20 protein-coding genes and 1 other annotated feature are annotated in these 19,943 nt (G+C 57.5%); of the genes, 15 read left to right on the top strand and 5 right to left on the bottom strand.

Annotation, left to right across the window (positions count from 1 at the left end; translation table 11 throughout):
• Positions 1–61: 61 nt before the first annotated feature.
• Positions 62–991, bottom strand: a complete 930-nt coding sequence (gene pfkB / locus DW58_RS05835; protein ID WP_024548695.1) for a 6-phosphofructokinase II — start codon at positions 989–991, stop codon at positions 62–64.
• Positions 992–1,280: 289 nt separating this feature from the next.
• On the opposite strand from pfkB, the gene DW58_RS05830 reads away from it, so the two are divergent.
• Both DW58_RS05830 and DW58_RS05825 read left to right on the top strand, forming a co-directional pair.
• Positions 1,281–2,039 (top strand): DUF481 domain-containing protein, encoded by a 759-nt coding sequence (locus DW58_RS05830; protein WP_024548694.1) that lies wholly within the window; start codon positions 1,281–1,283, stop codon positions 2,037–2,039.
• A gap of 247 nt (positions 2,040–2,286) precedes the next feature.
• Positions 2,287–2,505, top strand: a complete 219-nt coding sequence (locus DW58_RS05825; protein ID WP_024548693.1) for a hypothetical protein — start codon at positions 2,287–2,289, stop codon at positions 2,503–2,505.
• 254 nt (positions 2,506–2,759) lie between these two features.
• On the opposite strand, the gene DW58_RS05820 is transcribed toward DW58_RS05825, so the two are convergent.
• Complete coding sequence (locus tag DW58_RS05820; RefSeq protein WP_024548692.1) at positions 2,760–2,939, bottom strand: con-10 family general stress protein; 180 nt, start codon at positions 2,937–2,939, stop codon at positions 2,760–2,762.
• Between the two features lie 230 nt (positions 2,940–3,169).
• Between DW58_RS05820 and DW58_RS21115 the strand changes: the two genes are divergently transcribed.
• Positions 3,170–3,331, top strand: coding sequence for a hypothetical protein (locus tag DW58_RS21115; RefSeq protein WP_155889599.1), 162 nt, complete (start codon positions 3,170–3,172; stop codon positions 3,329–3,331).
• A gap of 225 nt (positions 3,332–3,556) precedes the next feature.
• Here DW58_RS21115 and DW58_RS05815 read toward each other — a convergent pair whose 3' ends face one another.
• The 3 genes from DW58_RS05815 to DW58_RS05805 all read right to left on the bottom strand — a co-directional run bounded on the left by DW58_RS05815 (position 3,557) and on the right by DW58_RS05805 (position 5,712).
• A complete protein-coding gene (locus DW58_RS05815; protein ID WP_024548691.1) occupies positions 3,557–4,063 on the bottom strand; it encodes a ferritin-like domain-containing protein in 507 nt (168 codons plus the stop codon).
• A gap of 333 nt (positions 4,064–4,396) precedes the next feature.
• Positions 4,397–4,804, bottom strand: a complete 408-nt coding sequence (locus DW58_RS05810) for a DUF2000 domain-containing protein (RefSeq protein ID WP_024548690.1) — start codon at positions 4,802–4,804, stop codon at positions 4,397–4,399.
• 53 nt (positions 4,805–4,857) lie between these two features.
• The gene (locus DW58_RS05805; protein ID WP_029592596.1) at positions 4,858–5,712 is read right to left on the bottom strand and encodes an AraC family transcriptional regulator; all 855 of its coding nucleotides are present in this window, start codon (positions 5,710–5,712) and stop codon (positions 4,858–4,860) included.
• A 404-nt stretch (positions 5,713–6,116) separates the two neighbouring features.
• On the opposite strand from DW58_RS05805, the gene DW58_RS05800 reads away from it, so the two are divergent.
• From DW58_RS05800 to btuD, 12 genes are all read left to right on the top strand, one after another.
• Positions 6,117–9,887 carry an NAD(P)-binding protein gene (locus DW58_RS05800; protein WP_029592595.1) on the top strand — a complete coding sequence of 1,257 codons (3,771 nt, stop codon included), beginning with the start codon at positions 6,117–6,119 and terminating at the stop codon, positions 9,885–9,887.
• Positions 9,888–10,149: 262 nt separating this feature from the next.
• The gene (thrS, locus tag DW58_RS05795; RefSeq protein ID WP_024550578.1) at positions 10,150–12,078 is read left to right on the top strand and encodes a threonine--tRNA ligase; all 1,929 of its coding nucleotides are present in this window, start codon (positions 10,150–10,152) and stop codon (positions 12,076–12,078) included.
• A gap of 3 nt (positions 12,079–12,081) precedes the next feature.
• Positions 12,082–12,624 carry a translation initiation factor IF-3 gene (infC, locus tag DW58_RS05790; protein ID WP_071789309.1) on the top strand — a complete coding sequence of 181 codons (543 nt, stop codon included), beginning with the start codon at positions 12,082–12,084 and terminating at the stop codon, positions 12,622–12,624.
• A gap of 93 nt (positions 12,625–12,717) precedes the next feature.
• Positions 12,718–12,915, top strand: a complete 198-nt coding sequence (gene rpmI, locus DW58_RS05785; RefSeq protein ID WP_001124225.1) for a 50S ribosomal protein L35 — start codon at positions 12,718–12,720, stop codon at positions 12,913–12,915.
• A gap of 48 nt (positions 12,916–12,963) precedes the next feature.
• Entirely contained in the window at positions 12,964–13,320 is a 357-nt protein-coding gene (gene rplT, locus DW58_RS05780; RefSeq protein ID WP_013366084.1) for a 50S ribosomal protein L20, read from the top strand.
• A 118-nt stretch (positions 13,321–13,438) separates the two neighbouring features.
• Positions 13,439–13,565, top strand: a sequence feature (Phe leader region).
• Complete coding sequence (gene pheM, locus DW58_RS20855) at positions 13,444–13,488, top strand: pheST operon leader peptide PheM (protein WP_106120997.1); 45 nt, start codon at positions 13,444–13,446, stop codon at positions 13,486–13,488. It overlaps the preceding feature by 45 nt.
• 86 nt (positions 13,566–13,651) lie before the next feature.
• On the top strand, positions 13,652–14,635 hold the full coding sequence (pheS, locus tag DW58_RS05775; protein WP_024550576.1) for a phenylalanine--tRNA ligase subunit alpha: 984 nt from the start codon (positions 13,652–13,654) through the stop codon (positions 14,633–14,635).
• Positions 14,636–14,650: 15 nt separating this feature from the next.
• Positions 14,651–17,038 carry a phenylalanine--tRNA ligase subunit beta gene (gene pheT / locus DW58_RS05770; RefSeq protein WP_024550575.1) on the top strand — a complete coding sequence of 796 codons (2,388 nt, stop codon included), beginning with the start codon at positions 14,651–14,653 and terminating at the stop codon, positions 17,036–17,038.
• Positions 17,039–17,042: 4 nt separating this feature from the next.
• Positions 17,043–17,342, top strand: a complete 300-nt coding sequence (gene ihfA, locus DW58_RS05765) for an integration host factor subunit alpha (RefSeq protein ID WP_024550574.1) — start codon at positions 17,043–17,045, stop codon at positions 17,340–17,342.
• A 160-nt stretch (positions 17,343–17,502) separates the two neighbouring features.
• Positions 17,503–18,483, top strand: coding sequence for a vitamin B12 ABC transporter permease BtuC (gene btuC / locus DW58_RS05760; protein ID WP_029696600.1), 981 nt, complete (start codon positions 17,503–17,505; stop codon positions 18,481–18,483).
• A gap of 125 nt (positions 18,484–18,608) precedes the next feature.
• Positions 18,609–19,157, top strand: a complete 549-nt coding sequence (locus tag DW58_RS05755; RefSeq protein ID WP_024551090.1) for a glutathione peroxidase — start codon at positions 18,609–18,611, stop codon at positions 19,155–19,157.
• Entirely contained in the window at positions 19,157–19,900 is a 744-nt protein-coding gene (gene btuD / locus DW58_RS05750) for a vitamin B12 ABC transporter ATP-binding protein BtuD (protein WP_024551091.1), read from the top strand. The genes DW58_RS05755 and btuD overlap by 1 nt, the downstream gene beginning before the upstream one ends.
• Positions 19,901–19,943: the final 43 nt, after the last annotated feature.

The following is a 19,943-nucleotide window of genomic DNA, read 5'->3' as shown; positions in this document are numbered from 1 at the left end:
CGTTAAATTTTTTTAGCATAGTCGACGCGGGAAAAACCGCCTGGGGCGGTTTTCCGGTGAACTAGCGGTTGAGCCAGGTGAAGATCTTATCGGTGTCTTCACGCGAGCACAGACGGGTGCCCTGGTTGATGGTCGCCGCGCTGCCTGCCGCAACGCCATAGCGCGTCATCTCTTCAAGGGAGGCGTCCTGGGCAAGCTTGAGGGTCATCGCCCCGACCATGCTGTCCCCGGCGCCGACGGTGCTCTGGCTTTTCATCGGCGGAGGGACTACCTGCACGCAGTCGGTGCCGTCTACGGCCAGCGCCCCCTGTGGGCCAAGCGACACCACCACGCGCCGCACTTTGCCGCTGTTAACCAGCTCCTGCGCCGCCTCGCGTACCGCGTCCGGCTCGGCCAGCTCGCGTTTAACCAGGCCGCTCAACTCTTTCTGGTTCGGCTTCACCATTTCCAGCCCGCCCACGTCGAGGGCCGCGGCCAGCGCCTCACCGGAGCTGTCGACGATCACCCGCAGCCCTTTGCTCTGGGCGGCCTTGATCAGTTGGGTCAGCTTCGCCACTTCCACTCCCGGCGGCAGGCTGCCGCTTATCACCAGAATCGATCCGCTTTCACACGCCAGCACCTTCTCCTCCAGCTGGCGGAACTCGTCGGCGCTGAGCGTGGCGCCGGGCATCACGAAGCGATACTGCTCGCCGCCCGCTTCCACATGCACGTGCAGGTTCTGGCGCGTCCAGTCTTTGGTTTGCACGGTAATCGCGGTGACCTGTTCGTCGTGGAGCAGGGCGGTGAGGTGTTCACCGGTGGCGCCGCCCGCCGGGAAGATGGCGGTGGCGTGACCGCCCAGATGCGCAATGGCGCGGGCGACGTTGATGCCGCCGCCGCCCGGTTCAAACACCGGGGCGGTACAGCGCAGTTTCCCTTCCGGGTAGATTTGCGGCGTGATGGTGGCGCTGTCCAGCGAGGGGGCGAGCGTCAGCGTATAAATGCGTACCATAGTCACTCCTTATCATGTGGGCTTTCCTAAGCGTAGCAGTCGACAGGCGATCCGACAGATTTAACCGCCTGATAACTCAATTGATCCTGCGCCTGATTACGGTATTCCGGTTATTCATTTAATGCCGGTTTAAGAGGCCTCTTATTCAAAAAACGAAACAGGAATACATTGCTATGTTTACCCGGCCTTTTTATAATTTGTTACCTTTCTACGAAACGGATGTCATTGATTCGTAGTAAAGATTCCGGGACCGTGTTGGTCTCTTTTTTTTGTTGTACGGACTTGATAAATGAAGCTTTTAAAGACAGTACCCGTGGCGCTGATGCTCGCGGGGGGCATGATTGCGGCGCAAACTGCGTATGCCGATGATTCCGTTTTTACTGTCATGGATGATCCTGCTACTGCTAAAAAACCTTTCGAAGGCAATCTCAACGCCGGTTATCTTGCCCAGTCTGGCAATACTGAAAGTTCGTCACTGACCGCTGACACCCAAATGACCTGGTACGGCGAAACTACCGCCTGGTCGCTGTGGGGCAACGCCAGCAACACGTCCTCCAACGATGAGCGCTCCTCCGAGAAATATGCGGCGGGCGCACGTTCGCGCGTCAACGTGAACGATCGCGACTACCTGTTTGGTCAGGGGAGCTGGCTGACCGACCGCTATAACGGCTATCGTCAGCGCGATATCGCCACCGTAGGTTATGGTCGTCAGATCCTTAACGGCCCGGTGCACAGCCTGCGTCTTGAATTCGGTCCGGGCGTACGTTACGACGAGTACACCAACGGCGAAGACAAAACCCAGGGGCTGGGTTATGCCTCCGGTACCTACGCCTGGCAGTTCTCTGACAATGCGAAGTTCACCCAGGGTGTTTCCGTGTTTGGTGCAGACGACACCACCGCCAACTCCGAAACCGCGCTCAACGTGGCGATCAACGACCACTTCGGTCTGAAAGTCGCTTACAACGTCACGTGGAACTCTGAGCCACCGTCATCGGCACCGGATCACACCGACCGCCGTACTACGGTATCGCTTGGCTATACCATGTAAGTAGCAAGGCCAGCTTCCGCGCTGGCCTTATTATTTCATCTGCTTTTTTACGCTTTGTGCGTTTATTATTTCTCTCCGCGCGCGTAATGCCCTTCATAATCCCTTCATATTGCTGTGGTTTGACATATCTTCAGTTTCTTTGACACCGACAGACAAATAAATTGACTATTAAGAAGTGTGATCTGGATCTACAATTTATCTACAGGCGACACACGCCGTTAATGAATCCAGAACAGAGAGTATCCCTATGAAAAACGTAAAAATTACCGCGGTAGCAGCGCTGCTTGGCACGCTGTCTTTCGGGGCTTTTGCCGCCGCACCGGTTCAGACTTCTGCCCCGTCCGCCAGCTGGCACGCGACCGATATTGAAGCAGGTTCGAATATCGTTCCAGGCGCAACAACAACCGGCAAAACGATGGATGATGCGTTTGACTCGCACACCCTGGTTGCAGGCGAATGGTATTAATCGTTCTCTCGCCACGCTGCGTAGTGCCCATTGCACTGCGCAAATAATAAAAAAACCGGCAAGCTGTACCGGTTTTTTTATTATGGATGGCGAGTGGTGCGCAGAAAAATATACGGGGACAGAAGGTCCCGTTTTACACAAAGCGAATAATTAACTCGGTGAATTATTCGCTTTGTGTAAATAGTCCGTCGCGCAATGCGAAAAAGAGCAGTTCTGCATAGCAGAGCTGCTCTTTCTTCTTTTACCGCGTGCTATTAGCTGGGTTTTCGTCCGCCGCCGTGGCTATTTTTCCCACCTTTACGGCCAGCTTCGGATGCGCGTTCCGGATTATTTTTGAAGTTGCCTCCGCTATTCTGGCCGCCTTTGCGACCCGCCGCGGAAGCGCGTTCACGATCTTCAGCAAAATTACCGGAACCACCACGATGTTGCGCCATATTGTTTCTCCTCAGTTTATCCATTCTAAGTAAGAGCGTCGGGAATTACCGTCGCGTAAATAAGTTTAGCCCCCCACAGCGGGGCGGCAATGTTTTATGACGGCCATTCCGACATTACGGGCGCTTTAAGATTAATCTCAGCATAAGATAATTGCGGAAGAAATTTCCTTGTAATAGTCTTAAATGCGTAACGTGTTGAGCAGTAACTAATTACCAGTAAGGAGTGAAGAATGCGCACATGGTTTTCACACACAAAAGGTGAAGTACGTGGGAAATTTATTCCAATGGTGATCGGTAATAAAGTCTGTCTGATGATGCGCTCCGGCGGCGCAATATACAAACCCTACACATGGTTACTGCGTGAAAAACATAATTTAAAAGCCGTATCCTGATGACAAATAAAAAAAGAGGCGCCAGGGCGCCTCTTTTTTTATGGAGCAACGCGGAAAAAACCCGGCGCGTACCTTACTTATGATCCCGTGGCCGGGTGGATGCCTTACGCTCATGCGCAGGCAGCGACGCTCCCGATTCGGCACCGCGTACCGGGTCGATAAAGGTCGTGTGTTGGACGTTGGTCATCATAATCAAACCCTCATAACAGTAATGGCTGGTTACGGTCAGTGCTTCGCCCCGGCGCCCGCAGGCGCAGAGCGTAAAAGAAACTGGTCGGTGATATCGGGAAGGTGACGTAGCGCCCACTCTGCCATGCTTTTTTCCTGCTGCAGCATAGATTCAAATACCGGCACGGCGGTGAGATCGCCTGCCTGGCGGGCAGCGGTAATCAGCGTGATATAGCAGGCGACTTCCAGCTGCTCAAATACCGCGCTGCTGATGGCGTTTTTAACTATTTCATCAGAGGTTAATTTAGTGACGGATGCCATGCCGAAGGCTTCAAGTTTACTCACGGTATCTTTAATAATTGAGTGACTAATATTATTGCGCTCAAATATTTCATCAAGCAGGGTAATCTGGTGACGCGTCTCAATTAAATGTTGTTCAAGACGCTGTCTGAATTGGGGATAGCGATCGCTACGCTCAATCAGCGTAGAAAGCATTTTTTCCGCCTGTTTTTCCATGGCGTAAGCATCGCGCAGCCAGTCGTGATAATTCTCAGCGAACGTCATGCTATCCCTCCTGATAAATAATTTTCCGATACAGGCCATTCCTGCGGGCTAATAGCGGCAGCATAGCAATATTAACTATTACTTTATGATTGCCTGTTACGTAATTCAGTTGTTCACTAATGCAACATCAAGAATAGCAGATTTTCCCGCAAGCCCAGCGCAAAGGTAAGCTTTCCTTATAAGACTATTCTTAATTGCAATTTTCTCTGCAATATCAAGCCGCTCGGTACGGGATATTTGTACAAGGCACAGCGGCACGTACAGAAATAATGCTTATGTTATTCAGGCGGGGCGACCCGGCAAAACCTACCGGGTCGACAGAGAGCGAGGCGGTCAGGGGTGGAGCGACAGGCCTTTTACGGCTTTATCGACGGCTTTTTTAGGGCCATGCAGCGCCAGACCCACCAGGTTGAGGTGCGCCGGGTCTTCGGCCAGAAACGCCTGGCGGTTATCGTGGTCATTGCCGGTGGAAAACATCGCCTCAACGTAGGGGTGCAGCGCAAGCTCGCGGGTAAGCCCGATGCCGTGCGCCTTTTGCAATCCTGCCAGGTCGGCTTCAAACACCATCATCGGCTGGCCCAGCAGCGTACCGTAGCGATTGCCCGCAGCGTCAACATAGGGTTGGCCCATGGCGTCCGGGGCGGCGGAGGCTACGCCGGTTGCCAGAAACGCCACTACGTTCAGCCGCTGCCAGGCCGCCAGGTCATTACGCACAATAATCGCCACTTTGGTATCAAACATCAGATTCTCCATCAGGTCGCTGTCAAAACCCAATAGTGAGCGTTACCGGAGAATCAGGATAGAACGTTTGTGCACTGACGCTGATAGGCCGCGGGACTCATCCGCCAGGCGCGCTGGAACCAGCGCCCCAGATGGCTCTGGTCGGCAAAGCCCACGTCAATCGCCACCTGGGCAGGCCGTACACCCTGCGCCAGCAGCATACGCGCGCAGCGCAGGCGCAGGCTGACCAGGTACGCGTGCGGCGACTGCCCGAAGGCTTTTTTAAACTGGCGCGTGAGCCGGAACCGGTCAGTGCCCGCTTCGCGGGAAAGCGTATCGAGACTGACATCCTGTGCCATGCAGTCATGCAGAAAATCCCGCACCCGCAGCATCTGTAGCGTGGCATCACACAGCTCGGCATCCGGCCTGGTATAGAGCTGGCGCGCCAGCAGGCCGAGCAGATAATCCAGGCTCTGGTCACGGGCCAGGCGGCCCTCCCGCTGGTGTACTGCATAAAACGCCTGCTGAATGGCGGTATTGAGAAAGGCATCCTCGCTCAGGGTGCTGCGAAACGCCGCCTGCAACGTGGAGATGTCCCCAAGACCGCGCTGATCCAGCATGCCGGATACCCAGGGCTGGGGAAGATAGAGCATCACATAGGTGAAGCCCTCCGACTGCGGGGCATGCCCGTCATGCACCGCTCCCGGCTCAATCAGGATTGCCCGGCCAGGGGTGCTGGTATGTAGGGCGCGATGGCAGGTAAATCGCTGTGTGCCCTGTTGGGTGACGCCCACCAGCACTTCATCGTGGGCATGAGGATCGTAGGCATGCCCGGTGAAATGGGCATGAACGCTTTCGATGCCGGTGTCATGATCGCGGCGCAGGTTAACCCAGTCGCGATTTTCTGTGCTGTGCGAAGACGCTGTCATCGATGCCTGGCCTGCTAACCGGTAAGGAAAGTTTATTTGTACCCTGCGCCGTGCGCCAGGTAAAGCCTCACGGGGATCGATACCGTAATGAAATATTCCCCATCATTTTAAGGGGTTACTCCAGACAGGCTTATTATTACGTCGCTTTATTATTGCGATCCCTGGCAAAGCGCAGGGCTATACGCCATGCTTCGATAAGAGAACATAATGCTTTAAGGCAAATATCGCCGCATTTCGGTGGTGAGTTCCGGTTAACGCGCCGGTTTTACAGAGCATCCCAGCACGCGTTTCACGCCACTCTCTTCCGCACTGTTTTGTCGTCACTATTACCGCTACAGCGTTCGCGATCCTTTCCGGTCTACCGGCAGAGGCCCGTCCGCTGTGCCGTCTGACGGGAGGTTCCTGTGCCGTTTCACAGTTTCTGGCAGGCCGGGTATGAGGGAGCAGACCACATTACGACTCAGGGCGTTGCGCTTGCGATGAACGAAGCCACCGGCCATCTGACCCGCGCGGCGGAGGATTACGCTGTCCTGGCCGCTTACGCCATGAAAACGGTGCGCGAGAGCGTGGGGTGGCGGTTGAGCGAGCGCAACGGGAACCCGGACTTTCAGGGGATTGAGGCGCGTATGCGCGCTGCGAAAGCGCACGATATTCAGATCTGCTGGACGCTGCTTCACTACGGCTGGCCGACGGATCTGACGCTGCTGGATCCGGCGTTTGTCCCGCGCTTTGCGGATTTCTGCGGCCGGGTGGCGCGATTTCTGGCGCCCTGGTACGACGAGGCGCCGGTCTACTCGCCGATAAATGAGATCTCCTTTACCAGCTGGGCGCTGGGCGTGGGCTATTTTCCCAGCGGCGAAGCGCTGGGCGAGAACGCGGGCGAGAGGTTTAAGCGCCAGCTGGTGCGGGCCGCGCTGGCCGGCTGCGATGCGATACGCGACGCCGATCCCCGGGCGCGCTTTCTGCACTGCGACCCGATTATTTATGTCGGCAGCGGGGACGATGCGCCCTCACGCGAGCAGGCGGCGGGCGAGCATGCCGCCCAGTATGACGCCTGGGACATGATCGCTGGTCGCCGCGCGCCGGAGCTGGGCGGGGCGGGACACTATCTCGATCTTATCGGCGCCAACTACTATCACGATAACCAGTGGCAGGCTCCGGACCGCCAGCGGCTGCCGTGGCACCTCGGCGACGCACGTCGTCAGCCGCTGCACCGCATGCTGGATGAACTCTATCAGCGCTACCGTCGGCCGCTGCTGCTGGCGGAAACCAGCCATGTTGGCAGCGGGCGGGGGGCATGGATTGCGGATGTCGCCGCCGGGGTTGCCCAGGCGCAGCTCGACGGGACGGATATCCTCGGCGTCTGTCTCTATCCGATTCTCGATCGTCCCGACTGGGACAATGGTTCGCTGTGGCACCACAGCGGCCTGTGGGAGCCGGGCCACGATGGCCCCGATCCGCTGGCACGCAGGCTCTGTGTTCCGTATTCGCTGGCGCTACGCGGCGCGCAGCACTCCCTCTCTCTCTTTCACTCCCGGCGACATTCCTGCCACACGGGAAAGGAGCATTCCATGACGACGCTTATCGTGTTCAGCCACCTGCGTTGGGATTTTGTCTACCAGCGCCCCCAGCATCTGCTTTCTCGCCTCGCGCGCTACTGGCAGGTGCTTTTTATTGAAGAGCCGGTGTTCGAGGCGGGGCCTGCGGGGCTGCGTTACGCGACGCCCGCGCCGGGGGTGACGGTGATCACGCCGCATACGGCGGTGCCTGCACCGGGGTTTCACGATGAGCAGATTGCCGGGCTGCTGCCGTTGTTGACCGCCCTGAACGCTGAGCATGAAGCGCCGCTGGTCTGGTTCTACACGCCGATGGCGCTGCCGCTGCTGGCCGCGTTTCGACCGGCGCTAGTGGTCTACGACTGCATGGACGAGCTGGCCTCGTTTAAAAACGCGCCGCGTCAGCTGTTGCAGCGCGAGTCGGCCCTGATGAGCCGGGCTGACCTGCTGTTCACCGGCGGGCCAAGCCTGCATGCGGCCAAACAGGGGCGACACGACAACGCCTGGTGTTTTCCCAGTAGCGTAGACGCGGCGCATTTCGAGCAGGCGCTGGATCGCACTAACGGGCATCCGTTACAAAACGCGCTGCCGCATCCCCGGCTCGGGTACTACGGTGTGATCGATGAGCGTATGGATCTCGGGCTGATTGCCGCCCTGGCCGATGCCCATCCGTCGTGGCAGATCGTAATGGTGGGGCCGGTGGTGAAAATCGATCCGGCCAGCCTGCCGCAGCGAGAGAACATCCACTATTTCGGCCAGCAGTCCTATCAGGCTCTGCCACAGTTTCTCGCCGGGTGGGATGTCTGCCTGATGCCGTTTGCCCTTAACGCCTCGACCCGCTATATCAGCCCCACCAAAGTGCTGGAGTACATGGCGGCGGCGCTGCCGGTGGTCAGCACGGCGATTACCGATGTGAAAATCCCCTACGCTGGGCTGGTGGCGATTGGCCATACCCCGGCGGAGTTTATCGCCGGCTGCGAAGCGGCGCTGGCGGCCACTGCCGACGATCGAAGCCATCAGGCGCAGCGGATGCGTGCTGTGGTGGATGCGACGTCCTGGGATGCGACCGCCGCGGCGATGCAGTCGCTGATTGCCCGGGCGATGAGTGAGGGCGAACCGGATAGCTCCGGCACCGATCTGGCCTCGGAGCAGGCACGGCGGCGACTTCAGTCAGCTAACAAAGAGGAGGCAGAGTTTACGCCCTGCCTGATCCTCGGCGCCGGACCCACCGGGCTCAGCGCCGCCTTCCATTATGGAGAAGAGGCGACCCTGCTTGAGCGCAATGCCGAGGTTGGCGGCTGGTGCCGCTCCATCGAAAGCAACGGGTTCACCTTCGATTATGCCGGGCACATTATGTTCTCCGCCGATCCCTATGTGCTTGACATGTACCAGTTGCTGCTGAAGGACAACCTGCACTGGCAGGATCGCGAGGCGTGGATTTACAGCCAGCGGGTCTACACGCGCTATCCGTTCCAGAGCGCGCTCTATGGCCTGCCGGCGCCGGTGATTAAGGAGTGCATCCTCGGGGCGGTCGACGCCCGGTTCGGCAGCGCGGCAGCGCCGCTACAAAATGGTAGCGGGGCGGGCGGACGTAAACCCGAAGACTGCTGTGCTGACGGCGTTGCACCGCCGGACGGGGACTGCGTACTTACCGCCCGGGACAAAAGCGCCGCCAATTTCGAAACCTTCATCTACCAGACCTGGGGCGCCGGTATCGCCCGGCATTTCGCCATTCCCTATAACCGCAAGCTGTGGAAAGTGCCGTTGGCGGAGATGGAGACTTCCTGGCTGGGCGGGCGCGTGCCGCTTCCCGATCTGGGGCAGATCATCGAGGGGGCGCTGTCGCCGGTGGAGAAACCGATTGGACCCAACGCCCGCTTTGGGTATCCGCTGCGCGGCGGCTTCCAGGCTCTGATGTCCGGCTTTCTGCCGCTGCTCAAAGGGCCGCTGGTGACCGGTGCCGAGGTGGTGGCGATTCATCCCCACGAGCATATTGCGCTGCTGGCCGACGGAAGAAGCTACCGCTACGAGCAGATGATCAGCACGCTGCCGCTGCCGGTACTGCTGCGAATGGTGGGGGATGACGTACCGCCTGAGATTGCAGCGGCGGCGAACGGGCTGCGGCACACCTCGGTGCGCTGCGTGAATCTGGGCATCGGGCGCGAGGCGGTAACCGAAAAACACTGGATCTACTACCCGGAAGAGACGATTTTTCACCGCATCTTCGTCCAGGGCAACGCCAGCCCGTTCTGCAGTCCGCCGGGCGGCTGCGGCTTAACCTGCGAAATCAGCTATTCCGACAAAATGCCGCTGCCGGTAGAAGGGCAGGCGCTGATCGACCGCTGCATCGCCGAGTGCATCATGGTCGGTATCATTAATGCGGATGATGTCATCCTCACCGCCAGCCAGGCGGATATCCCCTATGCCTACGTCATTTACGATCACGCCAGGGAGCATAACGTCGCGCTGGCGCGCGCCTGGCTGCAGCAGTTCGATATCACCCTGGCAGGACGCTACAGCGAGTGGGAGTATTACAATTCGGACCATGCGTTCCTTGCCGGGAAACACGCGGCGGAGAAAGTCACCGCCGGGCGGCGCCTGCACGTGACCGGGGCCTAAGCGTCACGACCGCAGATTTTTCACTTCCTCTGCGCCGTTCTGTCCGTCGCGACAGGGCGGCGCACGCGATAAATAGCTTTATGCATTTTATTAGTGTTACCATAGGCCTACGCGTAGAGGCAGGGACCTGCTTCATTTTTTAAAAGTACGAACCAATTTAACAACGGTTGGTTAGATGGTGTCGCTACTTGCTAAAAACCAATACTCATTAATGTCATATGTGATCTTTCGTGTGGGTCACCACTGTGAATAAGGATTTATAATGCCGGTAATTACTCTTCCTGATGGCAGCCAACGCCATTACGATCGTGCTGTTAGCCCCATGGACGTTGCACTGGACATCGGTCCAGGTCTGGCGAAAGCCTGTATCGCGGGTCGCGTTGACGGTGAGCTGGTCGACACCAGCGACCTGATTGACCACGACGCCCACCTCGCCATTATCACCGCTAAAGATGACGCCGGACTGGAAATTATCCGTCACTCCTGCGCGCATCTGCTGGGTCATGCGATTAAGCAGCTGTGGCCCCACACCAAAATGGCGATTGGTCCGGTTATCGATAATGGCTTTTACTACGACATCGATCTCGAGCACACCCTGACCCAGGAAGATCTGGATCAGCTTGAGAAGCGCATGCACGAGCTGGCCGAGTCCAACTACGACGTCATCAAGAAGAAAGTAAGCTGGCAGGAAGCGCGCGAGACCTTCGTGCAGCGCGGTGAAATCTACAAAGTCGCGATTCTGGATGAAAACATCGCCCCGGATGATAAGCCGGGTCTGTATCATCACGAAGAATATATCGACATGTGCCGCGGTCCGCACGTTCCGAACATGCGCTTCTGTCACCATTTCAAACTGATGAAGACCGCGGGCGCTTACTGGCGTGGCGACAGCAGCAACAAAATGCTGCAGCGTATCTACGGCACCGCATGGGCAGATAAAAAAGCGTTGAACGCCTATCTGCAGCGTCTGGAAGAGGCCGCGAAGCGCGACCACCGTAAAATCGGCAAGCAGCTCGACCTGTACCATATGCAGGAAGAGGCGCCGGGCATGGTGTTCTGGCACAACGACGGCTGGACTATCTTCCGCGAACTGGAAACCTTTGTACGTAGCAAGCTCAAAGAGTACCAGTATCAGGAAGTGAAAGGCCCGTTCATGATGGACCGTGTGCTGTGGGAAAAAACCGGCCACTGGGACAACTACAAAGATGCGATGTTCACCACCTCATCAGAGAACCGTGAATACTGCATTAAGCCGATGAACTGCCCGGGTCACGTGCAAATCTTCAATCAGGGTCTAAAATCATACCGCGACCTGCCATTGCGTATGGCTGAGTTCGGTAGCTGCCATCGTAACGAGCCGTCCGGTGCGCTGCACGGTCTGATGCGCGTGCGTGGCTTTACGCAGGACGATGCACACGTCTTCTGTACGGAAGAGCAGGTGCGTGACGAAGTGAACAGCTGTATTCGCATGGTTTATGACATGTACAGCACCTTCGGCTTTGAAAAAATTGTCGTGAAGCTCTCGACCCGTCCGGAAAAACGCATCGGTACCGACGAAATGTGGGACCGTGCTGAGGCGGATTTGGCCGTGGCGCTTGAAGAGAATAATATTCCTTTCGAGTACCAGCCGGGTGAAGGGGCGTTCTACGGCCCGAAAATTGAGTTCACACTTTATGATTGCCTGGATCGTGCGTGGCAGTGTGGTACCGTGCAGCTTGACTTCTCGCTGCCGTCCCGTCTGAGCGCATCGTATGTAGGTGAAAACAATGAGCGTCAGGTTCCGGTGATGATTCACCGTGCCATCCTGGGCTCAATGGAACGCTTTATCGGTATTCTGACCGAAGAATTTGCGGGCTTCTTCCCGACATGGCTTGCCCCGGTACAGGTGGTGGTCATGAATATTACGGATTCACAGGCAGAATACGTCAACGAATTGACCCGAAAACTTCAAAATGCGGGCATTCGTGTTAAAGCGGACTTGAGAAACGAGAAGATTGGCTTTAAAATCCGCGAGCACACTTTACGTCGTGTCCCTTATATGCTGGTTTGTGGCGACAAAGAGGTTGAAGCAGGCAAAGTTGCCGTGCGCACCCGTCGCGGGAAAGACCTCGGAAGCATGGACGTAAACGACGTGATCGCGAAGCTGCAACAAGAAATTCGCAGCCGCAGTCTTCAACAACTGGAGGAATAAGGTATTAAAGGCGGAAAACGAGTTCAAACGGCACGTCCGAATCGTATCAATGGCGAGATTCGCGCCCAGGAAGTTCGCTTAACAGGTCTGGAAGGCGAGCAGCTGGGAATTGTGAGTCTGAGAGAAGCTATCGAAAAGGCTGAAGAGGCTGGAGTAGATTTAGTGGAAATCAGCCCTAACGCCGAGCCGCCAGTTTGTCGCATCATGGACTACGGCAAGTTCCTTTATGAAAAGAGCAAATCTTCTAAGGAACAGAAGAAGAAGCAAAAAGTTATCCAGGTGAAGGAAATTAAATTCCGCCCTGGTACAGATGAAGGTGACTATCAGGTAAAACTCCGCAGCCTGATTCGCTTTCTTGAAGAGGGTGACAAGGCCAAAATCACACTGCGTTTCCGCGGTCGTGAGATGGCGCACCAACAGATCGGTATGGAAGTGCTTAATCGCGTGAAAGAAGATCTGAATGAACTGGCAGTTGTCGAATCCTTCCCATCGAAGATCGAAGGCCGCCAGATGATTATGGTGCTCGCTCCTAAGAAGAAACAGTAAGGCCATCAAGTAGCATCTCTGCGGGGTGTTAAGCCTCATGGAGATGCTCGCCTATGTTTCATTTATTAACAATGCGAAGTGGAAAGTTAAAAAATGCCAAAAATCAAGACCGTACGCGGTGCTGCTAAGCGCTTTAAAAAAACCGGTAAAGGTGGCTTTAAGCACAAGCACGCTAACCTGCGTCATATTCTGACCAAAAAAGCTACCAAGCGTAAACGTCACCTGCGCCCGAAAGCCATGGTTTCTAAAGGCGATCTGGGTCTGGTAATCGCGTGCCTTCCGTACGCATAAGTCGTTAACCTTATTAACTTTTTTTCAAGAATAGAACAGGAGAGCTAAATGGCTCGCGTAAAACGTGGTGTAATTGCACGTGCTCGTCACAAAAAAATCCTTAAACAAGCCAAAGGCTACTACGGTGCGCGTTCACGCGTTTACCGCGTTGCTTTCCAGGCTGTTATCAAAGCTGGCCAGTACGCTTATCGTGACCGTCGTCAGAAAAAGCGTCAGTTCCGTCAGCTGTGGATTGCGCGTATCAACGCAGCAGCACGTCAGAACGGTATCTCTTACAGCAAGTTCATCAACGGCCTGAAAAAGGCGTCTGTTGAGATCGACCGTAAGATTCTGGCTGACATCGCCGTATTCGACAAAGTGGCATTCACTGCACTGGTTGAGAAAGCGAAAGCAGCTCTGGCGTAAGCCGGTGGAAGAGGGAGCTTGCTCCCTCTTTTCATTTCTGCCTTATCGCCTCTGGCAATTGACTTTTTACCCGTAGAATTTTTCAATAGCGTTTTCAACTGAATCAACAAGGTAACTGCAAGCATGAACGCTGCTATTTTCCGCTTCTTTTTTTACTTTAGCGCCTGACACCAGGGGGCTTTGCGCGTAAGAAAAGAAACGGAAAACAACACGCCAAAAGCCTCCCTCGCGGAGGCTTTTTTTATGTTTTACGCAGGCCTGTCGCGTAAGCGGGCGATGAAACGCATTAAACCACTACACCGGTGATGAGACCGGCATAACGAGGAAAACCATGCCACATCTCGCAGAGCTGGTTGCCAGTGCTACGGCAGCCATAAACGATGCCCAGGATGTTGCCGCACTCGATAACGTGCGCGTTGAATATCTTGGCAAAAAAGGGCACCTGACCCTTCAGATGACTACCCTGCGTGAGCTGCCGCCAGAAGAGCGTCCGGCGGCGGGTGCCGTGATTAACGAGGCCAAAGAGCAGGTTCAGCAGGCGCTTAACGCACGTAAAAACGATCTCGAAAGTGCAGCCCTGAACGCGCGCCTGGCGGCCGAAACCATTGATGTCTCTCTGCCGGGGCGCCGTACCGAAAACGGGGGTCTGCATCCGGTCACCCGTACCATCGACCGTATTGAAAGCTTCTTTGGCGAGCTGGGCTTCACCGTCGCCACGGGCCCGGAAATTGAAGACGACTACCACAACTTCGACGCGCTGAATATTCCTGGTCATCATCCGGCTCGCGCCGATCACGACACCTTCTGGTTTGACGCTACCCGTCTGCTGCGCACCCAGACTTCCGGCGTGCAGATCCGCACCATGAAAAACCAGCAGCCGCCGATCCGCATCATCGCCCCGGGCCGCGTCTACCGTAACGATTACGATCAGACCCACACCCCGATGTTCCACCAGATGGAAGGGCTGATCGTCGACAAAAACATCAACTTCACCAACCTGAAGGGCACGCTGCACGATTTCCTGCGCAACTTCTTTGAAGAAGACCTGCAGATCCGCTTCCGTCCGTCCTACTTCCCGTTCACCGAACCTTCCGCAGAAGTGGACGTGATGGGCAAAAACGGCAAATGGCTGGAAGTGCTGGGCTGCGGCATGGTGCATCCGAACGTGCTGCGCAATGTCGGCATTGACCCGGAAGTCTACTCCGGCTTCGCCTTCGGCATGGGGATGGAGCGTCTCACCATGCTGCGTTACGGCGTGACCGATCTGCGCGCCTTCTTCGAAAACGATCTTCGTTTCCTCAAACAGTTTAAATAAGGGCAGGATAAACCAATGAAATTCAGTGAACTCTGGTTACGTGAATGGGTTAATCCGGCCCTCGACAGCGACGCGCTGGCCGGGCAGATCACCATGGCGGGTCTGGAAGTCGACGGCGTTGACGCGGTCGCAGGCGCGTTTCACGGCGTAGTCGTCGGGGAAGTGGTGGAGTGCGGTCAGCACCCGAACGCCGACAAGCTGCGCGTGACAAAGGTTAACGTCGGCGGCGAGCGCCTGCTGGATATCGTCTGCGGCGCGCCAAACTGCCGTCAGGGTCTGAAAGTCGCCGTGGCGACCATCGGCGCGGTTCTGCCGGGCGATTTCAAAATCAAAGCGGCTAAGCTGCGCGGTGAGCCGTCGGAAGGGATGCTGTGCTCCTTCTCCGAGCTGGGCATTTCCGACGACCACGCGGGGATCATCGAACTCCCGGCCGATGCGCCGATCGGCACCGATATTCGTGACTATCTGAAGCTCGACGACAACACCATCGAAATCAGCGTTACCCCGAACCGTGCCGACTGCCTCGGCATCATCGGTGTCGCGCGCGATGTGGCGGTGCTGAACCAGCTGCCGCTCACCGAGCCGGAGATAGCCCCGGTGGCCGCAACTATCAATGACACGCTGCCGATCCGCGTTGAGGCCGCTGAAGCCTGCCCGCGCTATCTGGGCCGCGTGGTGAAAGGGATTAACGTTGGCGCGCCAACGCCGCTGTGGATGCGCGAGAAGCTGCGCCGCTGCGGTATTCGCTCCATTGACGCGGTGGTGGATATCACCAACTACGTCCTGCTGGAGCTGGGTCAGCCGATGCACGCCTTCGATCTGGATCGCATCAACGGCGGTATCACCGTGCGCATGGCGCAGCCGGACGAAACCCTGGTGCTGCTGGACGGCAGCGAAGCCAAACTGAAAACCGACACCCTGGTGATTGCCGACGACCGCGGCGCGCTGGCGATGGGCGGTATCTTTGGTGGTGAGCACTCCGGTGTGAACGGCGAAACCCGCAACGTGCTGCTGGAGTGTGCTTTCTTTAGCCCGCTGTCCATCGCCGGTCGCGCACGCCGTCACGGCCTGCACACCGATGCCTCTCACCGCTACGAGCGCGGTGTCGATCCTACCCTGCAGTACAAAGCCATGGAGCGCGCTACGCGCCTGCTGCTTGATATCTGCGGCGGCGAAGCCGGCCCGGTTATCGATGTCACCCATGAGGCACACCTGCCAACGCGCGCCACCATCACGCTGCGTCGCAGCAAGCTCGATCGCCTGATCGGCCATCACATTGAGGATGCTCAGGTCAGCGACATCCTGCGCCGTCTGGGCTGCGAGGTTACCGAAGGTCAGGACGAGTGGCAGGCGGTCGCGCCGGGCTGGCGTTTTGATATGGAAATCGAAGAAGACCTGGTAGAAGAGGTCGCGCGCGTCTACGGTTATAACAACATTCCGGATACCCCGGTGCAGGCGGGTCTGGTCATGGGCAGCCACCGCGAAGCGGCGCTCTCCATGAAGCGTGTCAAAACCATGCTGGTGGACAAAGGCTATCAGGAAGTGATCACCTACAGCTTCGTCGATCCGAAAGTGCAGCAGCTGCTGCATCCGGGTGAGGAAGCGCTGATCCTGCCAAGCCCAATCTCCAGCGAAATGTCCGCGATGCGCCTGTCGCTGTGGACCGGTCTGCTGGGCACGGTGATGTATAACCAGAATCGTCAGCAAAACCGCGTGCGTATTTTCGAAACCGGTCTGCGCTTTGTGCCTGATACGCAGGCGGACCTCGGTATTCGTCAGGATGTTATGCTGGCTGGCGCTATCTGCGGCAACCGTACCGATGAGCACTGGGATATGGCAAAAGGCGCGGTCGATTTCTACGATCTGAAAGGCGATCTGGAGTCGGTTCTGGAGCTTACCGGTAAACTTTCTGAAATTGAATTCAGAGCGGAAGCCATTCCGGCCTTGCATCCTGGCCAAAGTGCTGCCATTTATTTACAGGGTGAACGCATTGGTTTCATTGGCGTTGTCCACCCTGAGCTGGAGCGCAAGCTCTCCCTCAATGGCCGTACGCTGGTGTTTGAGCTGCTCTGGGACCGCATCGCAGAGCGCACCGTACCCGAAGCGCAGGAGATTTCTCGCTTCCCGGCGAACCGGCGCGACATCGCTGTCGTGGTCGCTGAAAACGTCCCCGCAGCAGATATTTTGGTCGAATGTAAGAAAGTTGGCGCAAATCAGGTAGTTGGCGTAAACTTGTTTGACGTGTACCGTGGCAAGGGCGTTGCAGAGGGCTATAAGAGCCTCGCGATCAGCCTTATCCTGCAGGATACCAGCCGTACACTCGAAGAAGAGGAGATTGCCGCTACCGTTGCAAGATGCGTAGAGGCACTAAAAGAGCGATTCCAGGCATCATTGAGGGATTGAACCTATGGCGCTTACAAAAGCTGAAATGTCAGAATATCTGTTTGATAAGCTTGGGCTTAGCAAGCGGGATGCCAAAGAGCTGGTAGAGCTGTTTTTCGAAGAGATCCGTCGCGCTCTGGAAAACGGTGAGCAGGTCAAACTCTCGGGCTTTGGTAACTTTGATTTGCGCGATAAAAATCAACGTCCGGGACGTAACCCGAAGACCGGTGAAGATATTCCCATCACTGCTCGTCGGGTTGTGACCTTCAGGCCCGGCCAGAAGCTGAAAAGCCGTGTCGAAAACGCAACGCCGAAAGACGATTAAGCGTCGCTGACCAAAAAAAGGCCGCTGTGCATGCAGAGAGTGAAAGCCCGAATATCGATGTGGGCAACAACATCACTCTTGCTGGCAAGCGGCCTTTTTTATTTCCTGATTTTCTACAGGCCATTACCGCTATGGCGTGTCTCCCATGATCGCATTTCCTATGCATGAATTTATCCTTGTTACGCGACGTCGCGAACGCCGCCTGTTGTGCTGGCTGGCGCTGTGCCTGCTGCTGACCGCGCTTATCAGCCTGTGCGCCGGCGAAATCTGGATTACTCCCACGCACTGGCTCGATGACGCCAGCCAGCTATTTCTCTGGCAGATCCGTCTGCCCCGCACCCTGGCGGTGCTGCTGGTGGGGGCGGCGCTGGCCATCTCCGGCGCGGTGATGCAGGCGCTGTTTGACAACCCGCTCGCCGAGCCGGGGCTGTTGGGCGTCTCTAACGGTGCCGGGGTAGGCGTTATCGCCGCGGTGATGATTGGCCAGGGCGCGCTGCCCGACTGGTCGCTGGGGCTGTGTGCCATCCTCGGCGCGCTGGCCGTCACCGTCATTCTGCTGCGCTTCGCCCGTCGCCACCTCTCCACCAGCCGCCTGCTGCTGGCCGGGGTAGCGCTCGGCATCATCTGTAGCGCGCTGATGACCTGGGCGGTCTACTTCTCCAGCAGCCTCGATCTGCGTCAGCTGATGTACTGGCTGATGGGCGGGTTCGGCGGGGTGGACTGGCGTCAGGGCTGGCTGATGGTGGCGTTAGTGCCGGTGACGCTCTGGCTGTGCCGCCAGGCGCAGCCGCTGAATATGCTGGCGCTGGGGGAGGCCTCGGCGCGCCAGCTTGGGCTGCCGCTCTGGCTGTGGCGCAACCTGCTGGTGGTGAGCACCGGCTGGCTGGTGGGCGTCAGCGTGGCGCTGGCCGGCGCGATTGGCTTTGTCGGGCTGGTGATCCCCCACATGCTGCGCCTGTGCGGCCTGACCGACTACCGGGTGCTGCTGCCCGCCAGCGCGCTGGCCGGAGCAGCGGTGCTGCTGGGGGCAGATATCGTCGCCCGGCTGGTGCTGCGCGCCGCCGAGCTGCCCATCGGCGTGGTTACCGCCACCCTTGGCGCTCCGCTGTTTATCTGGCTCCTGCTGCGCGCGCAGCGCTAAGTGGCGCGGCGATACGTAATTTCTCACATTTTGCCTGGCCAGGAAGTTGCTCTTTTTGTTCATTATCTGGCTATGCTTAAAAGCCGGACGCGACGTCCGGGTATCACACTGATTAAGGGGTTGCTATGTCTGATGTACTGAACACCACCGTGACGACCATTGATGGCGAAGAAACGACGCTCGAGAAGTACCGGGGTAAGGTGCTGCTGGTGGTCAATGTGGCATCGCAGTGCGGCCTGACGCCGCAGTACGAACAGCTGGAAAACATCCACAAAGCCTGGGAGAAGGACGGCTTTAGCGTGCTGGGCTTCCCGTGCAATCAGTTTTTAGGCCAGGAGCCGGGCAGCGAGGAGGAGATCAAAGCCTTCTGCAGCACCACCTATGGCGTCACCTTCCCGATGTTCAGCAAAATCGAGGTTAACGGCGAGCAGCGTCATCCGCTGTATCAAAAGCTGATTGCCGCCGCGCCGACCGCCGTTGCGCCCGAGCAGAGCGGCTTTTACGAGCGTCTGGCAAGCAAAGGCCGCGCACCGCTCTATCCGGACGATATCCTGTGGAACTTTGAAAAGTTCCTGATCGGACGCGACGGTGAAGTGGTCCAGCGATTCGCCCCGGACATGCTGCCGGAAGACCCGATTGTCATGGAAGCCATCAAAGTGGCGCTGGCAAAATAATGACGACGCTGATGCAGCTTGAGGACGTCACCTTTCCGGGGCGGCTTGGCCCGCTGAGCGCCAGCGTGGAGCAGGGCGTCTGGCTGCATCTGGTGGGGCCGAACGGCGCAGGCAAAAGCACGCTGCTGGAGATGATGGCCGGACTTATCGACGGCGGTGGGCGCATTCATTTTGCCGGTCAGGCGCTTGATGACTGGCAGGGCGAGGCGCTGGCGCGACGTCGCGCCTGGCTTGCCCAGCATCAGAGTCCGCCGTTCGCGATGCCGGTGTGGCACTACCTGTCGCTGCACCAGCAGGGGAGCGCCGATCCGCGCTGGATGACGCACATCGCCGAAGCCCTGTGGCTCAACGATAAGCTGACCCGTCCGGTGAATCAGCTCTCCGGCGGCGAGTGGCAGCGCGTGCGTCTTGCGGCGGTGATACTCCAGGTGCATCCCGGCGCGAATCCCCACGGCAGGCTACTGCTGCTTGATGAGCCGATGAACAGCCTTGATGTTGCCCAGCAGGCGGCGCTGGATCGCATCCTGCTTGAGCTGTGTGAAGGCGGGGTGACGGTGGTGATGAGCAGTCACGATCTCAACCACGCGCTGCGCTATGCCCGGCAGGTATGGCTTATGCACAAAGGCAAGCTGGTGGCGCAGGGCGGGCCGGACATCCTGACGCCGCAGCAGCTTGAGCAGACCTGGACCGTGCCGTTTCGTGAAGTGAACCTCGACGGCGAACGCTTTCTCTGGCCGCGCTAACCGGCGGCCATCAATCCGGTACGACGCTGTCCGGCTACTCATG

Origin of the sequence: Siccibacter turicensis LMG 23730 (genome assembly GCF_000463155.2) — a bacterium.
In the GTDB taxonomy this organism is placed as follows: Bacteria; Pseudomonadota; Gammaproteobacteria; order Enterobacterales; family Enterobacteriaceae; genus Siccibacter; species Siccibacter turicensis.
Note: the sequence above shows the minus strand (reverse complement) of the source record. Positions and strands in the feature narration are given on the sequence as shown.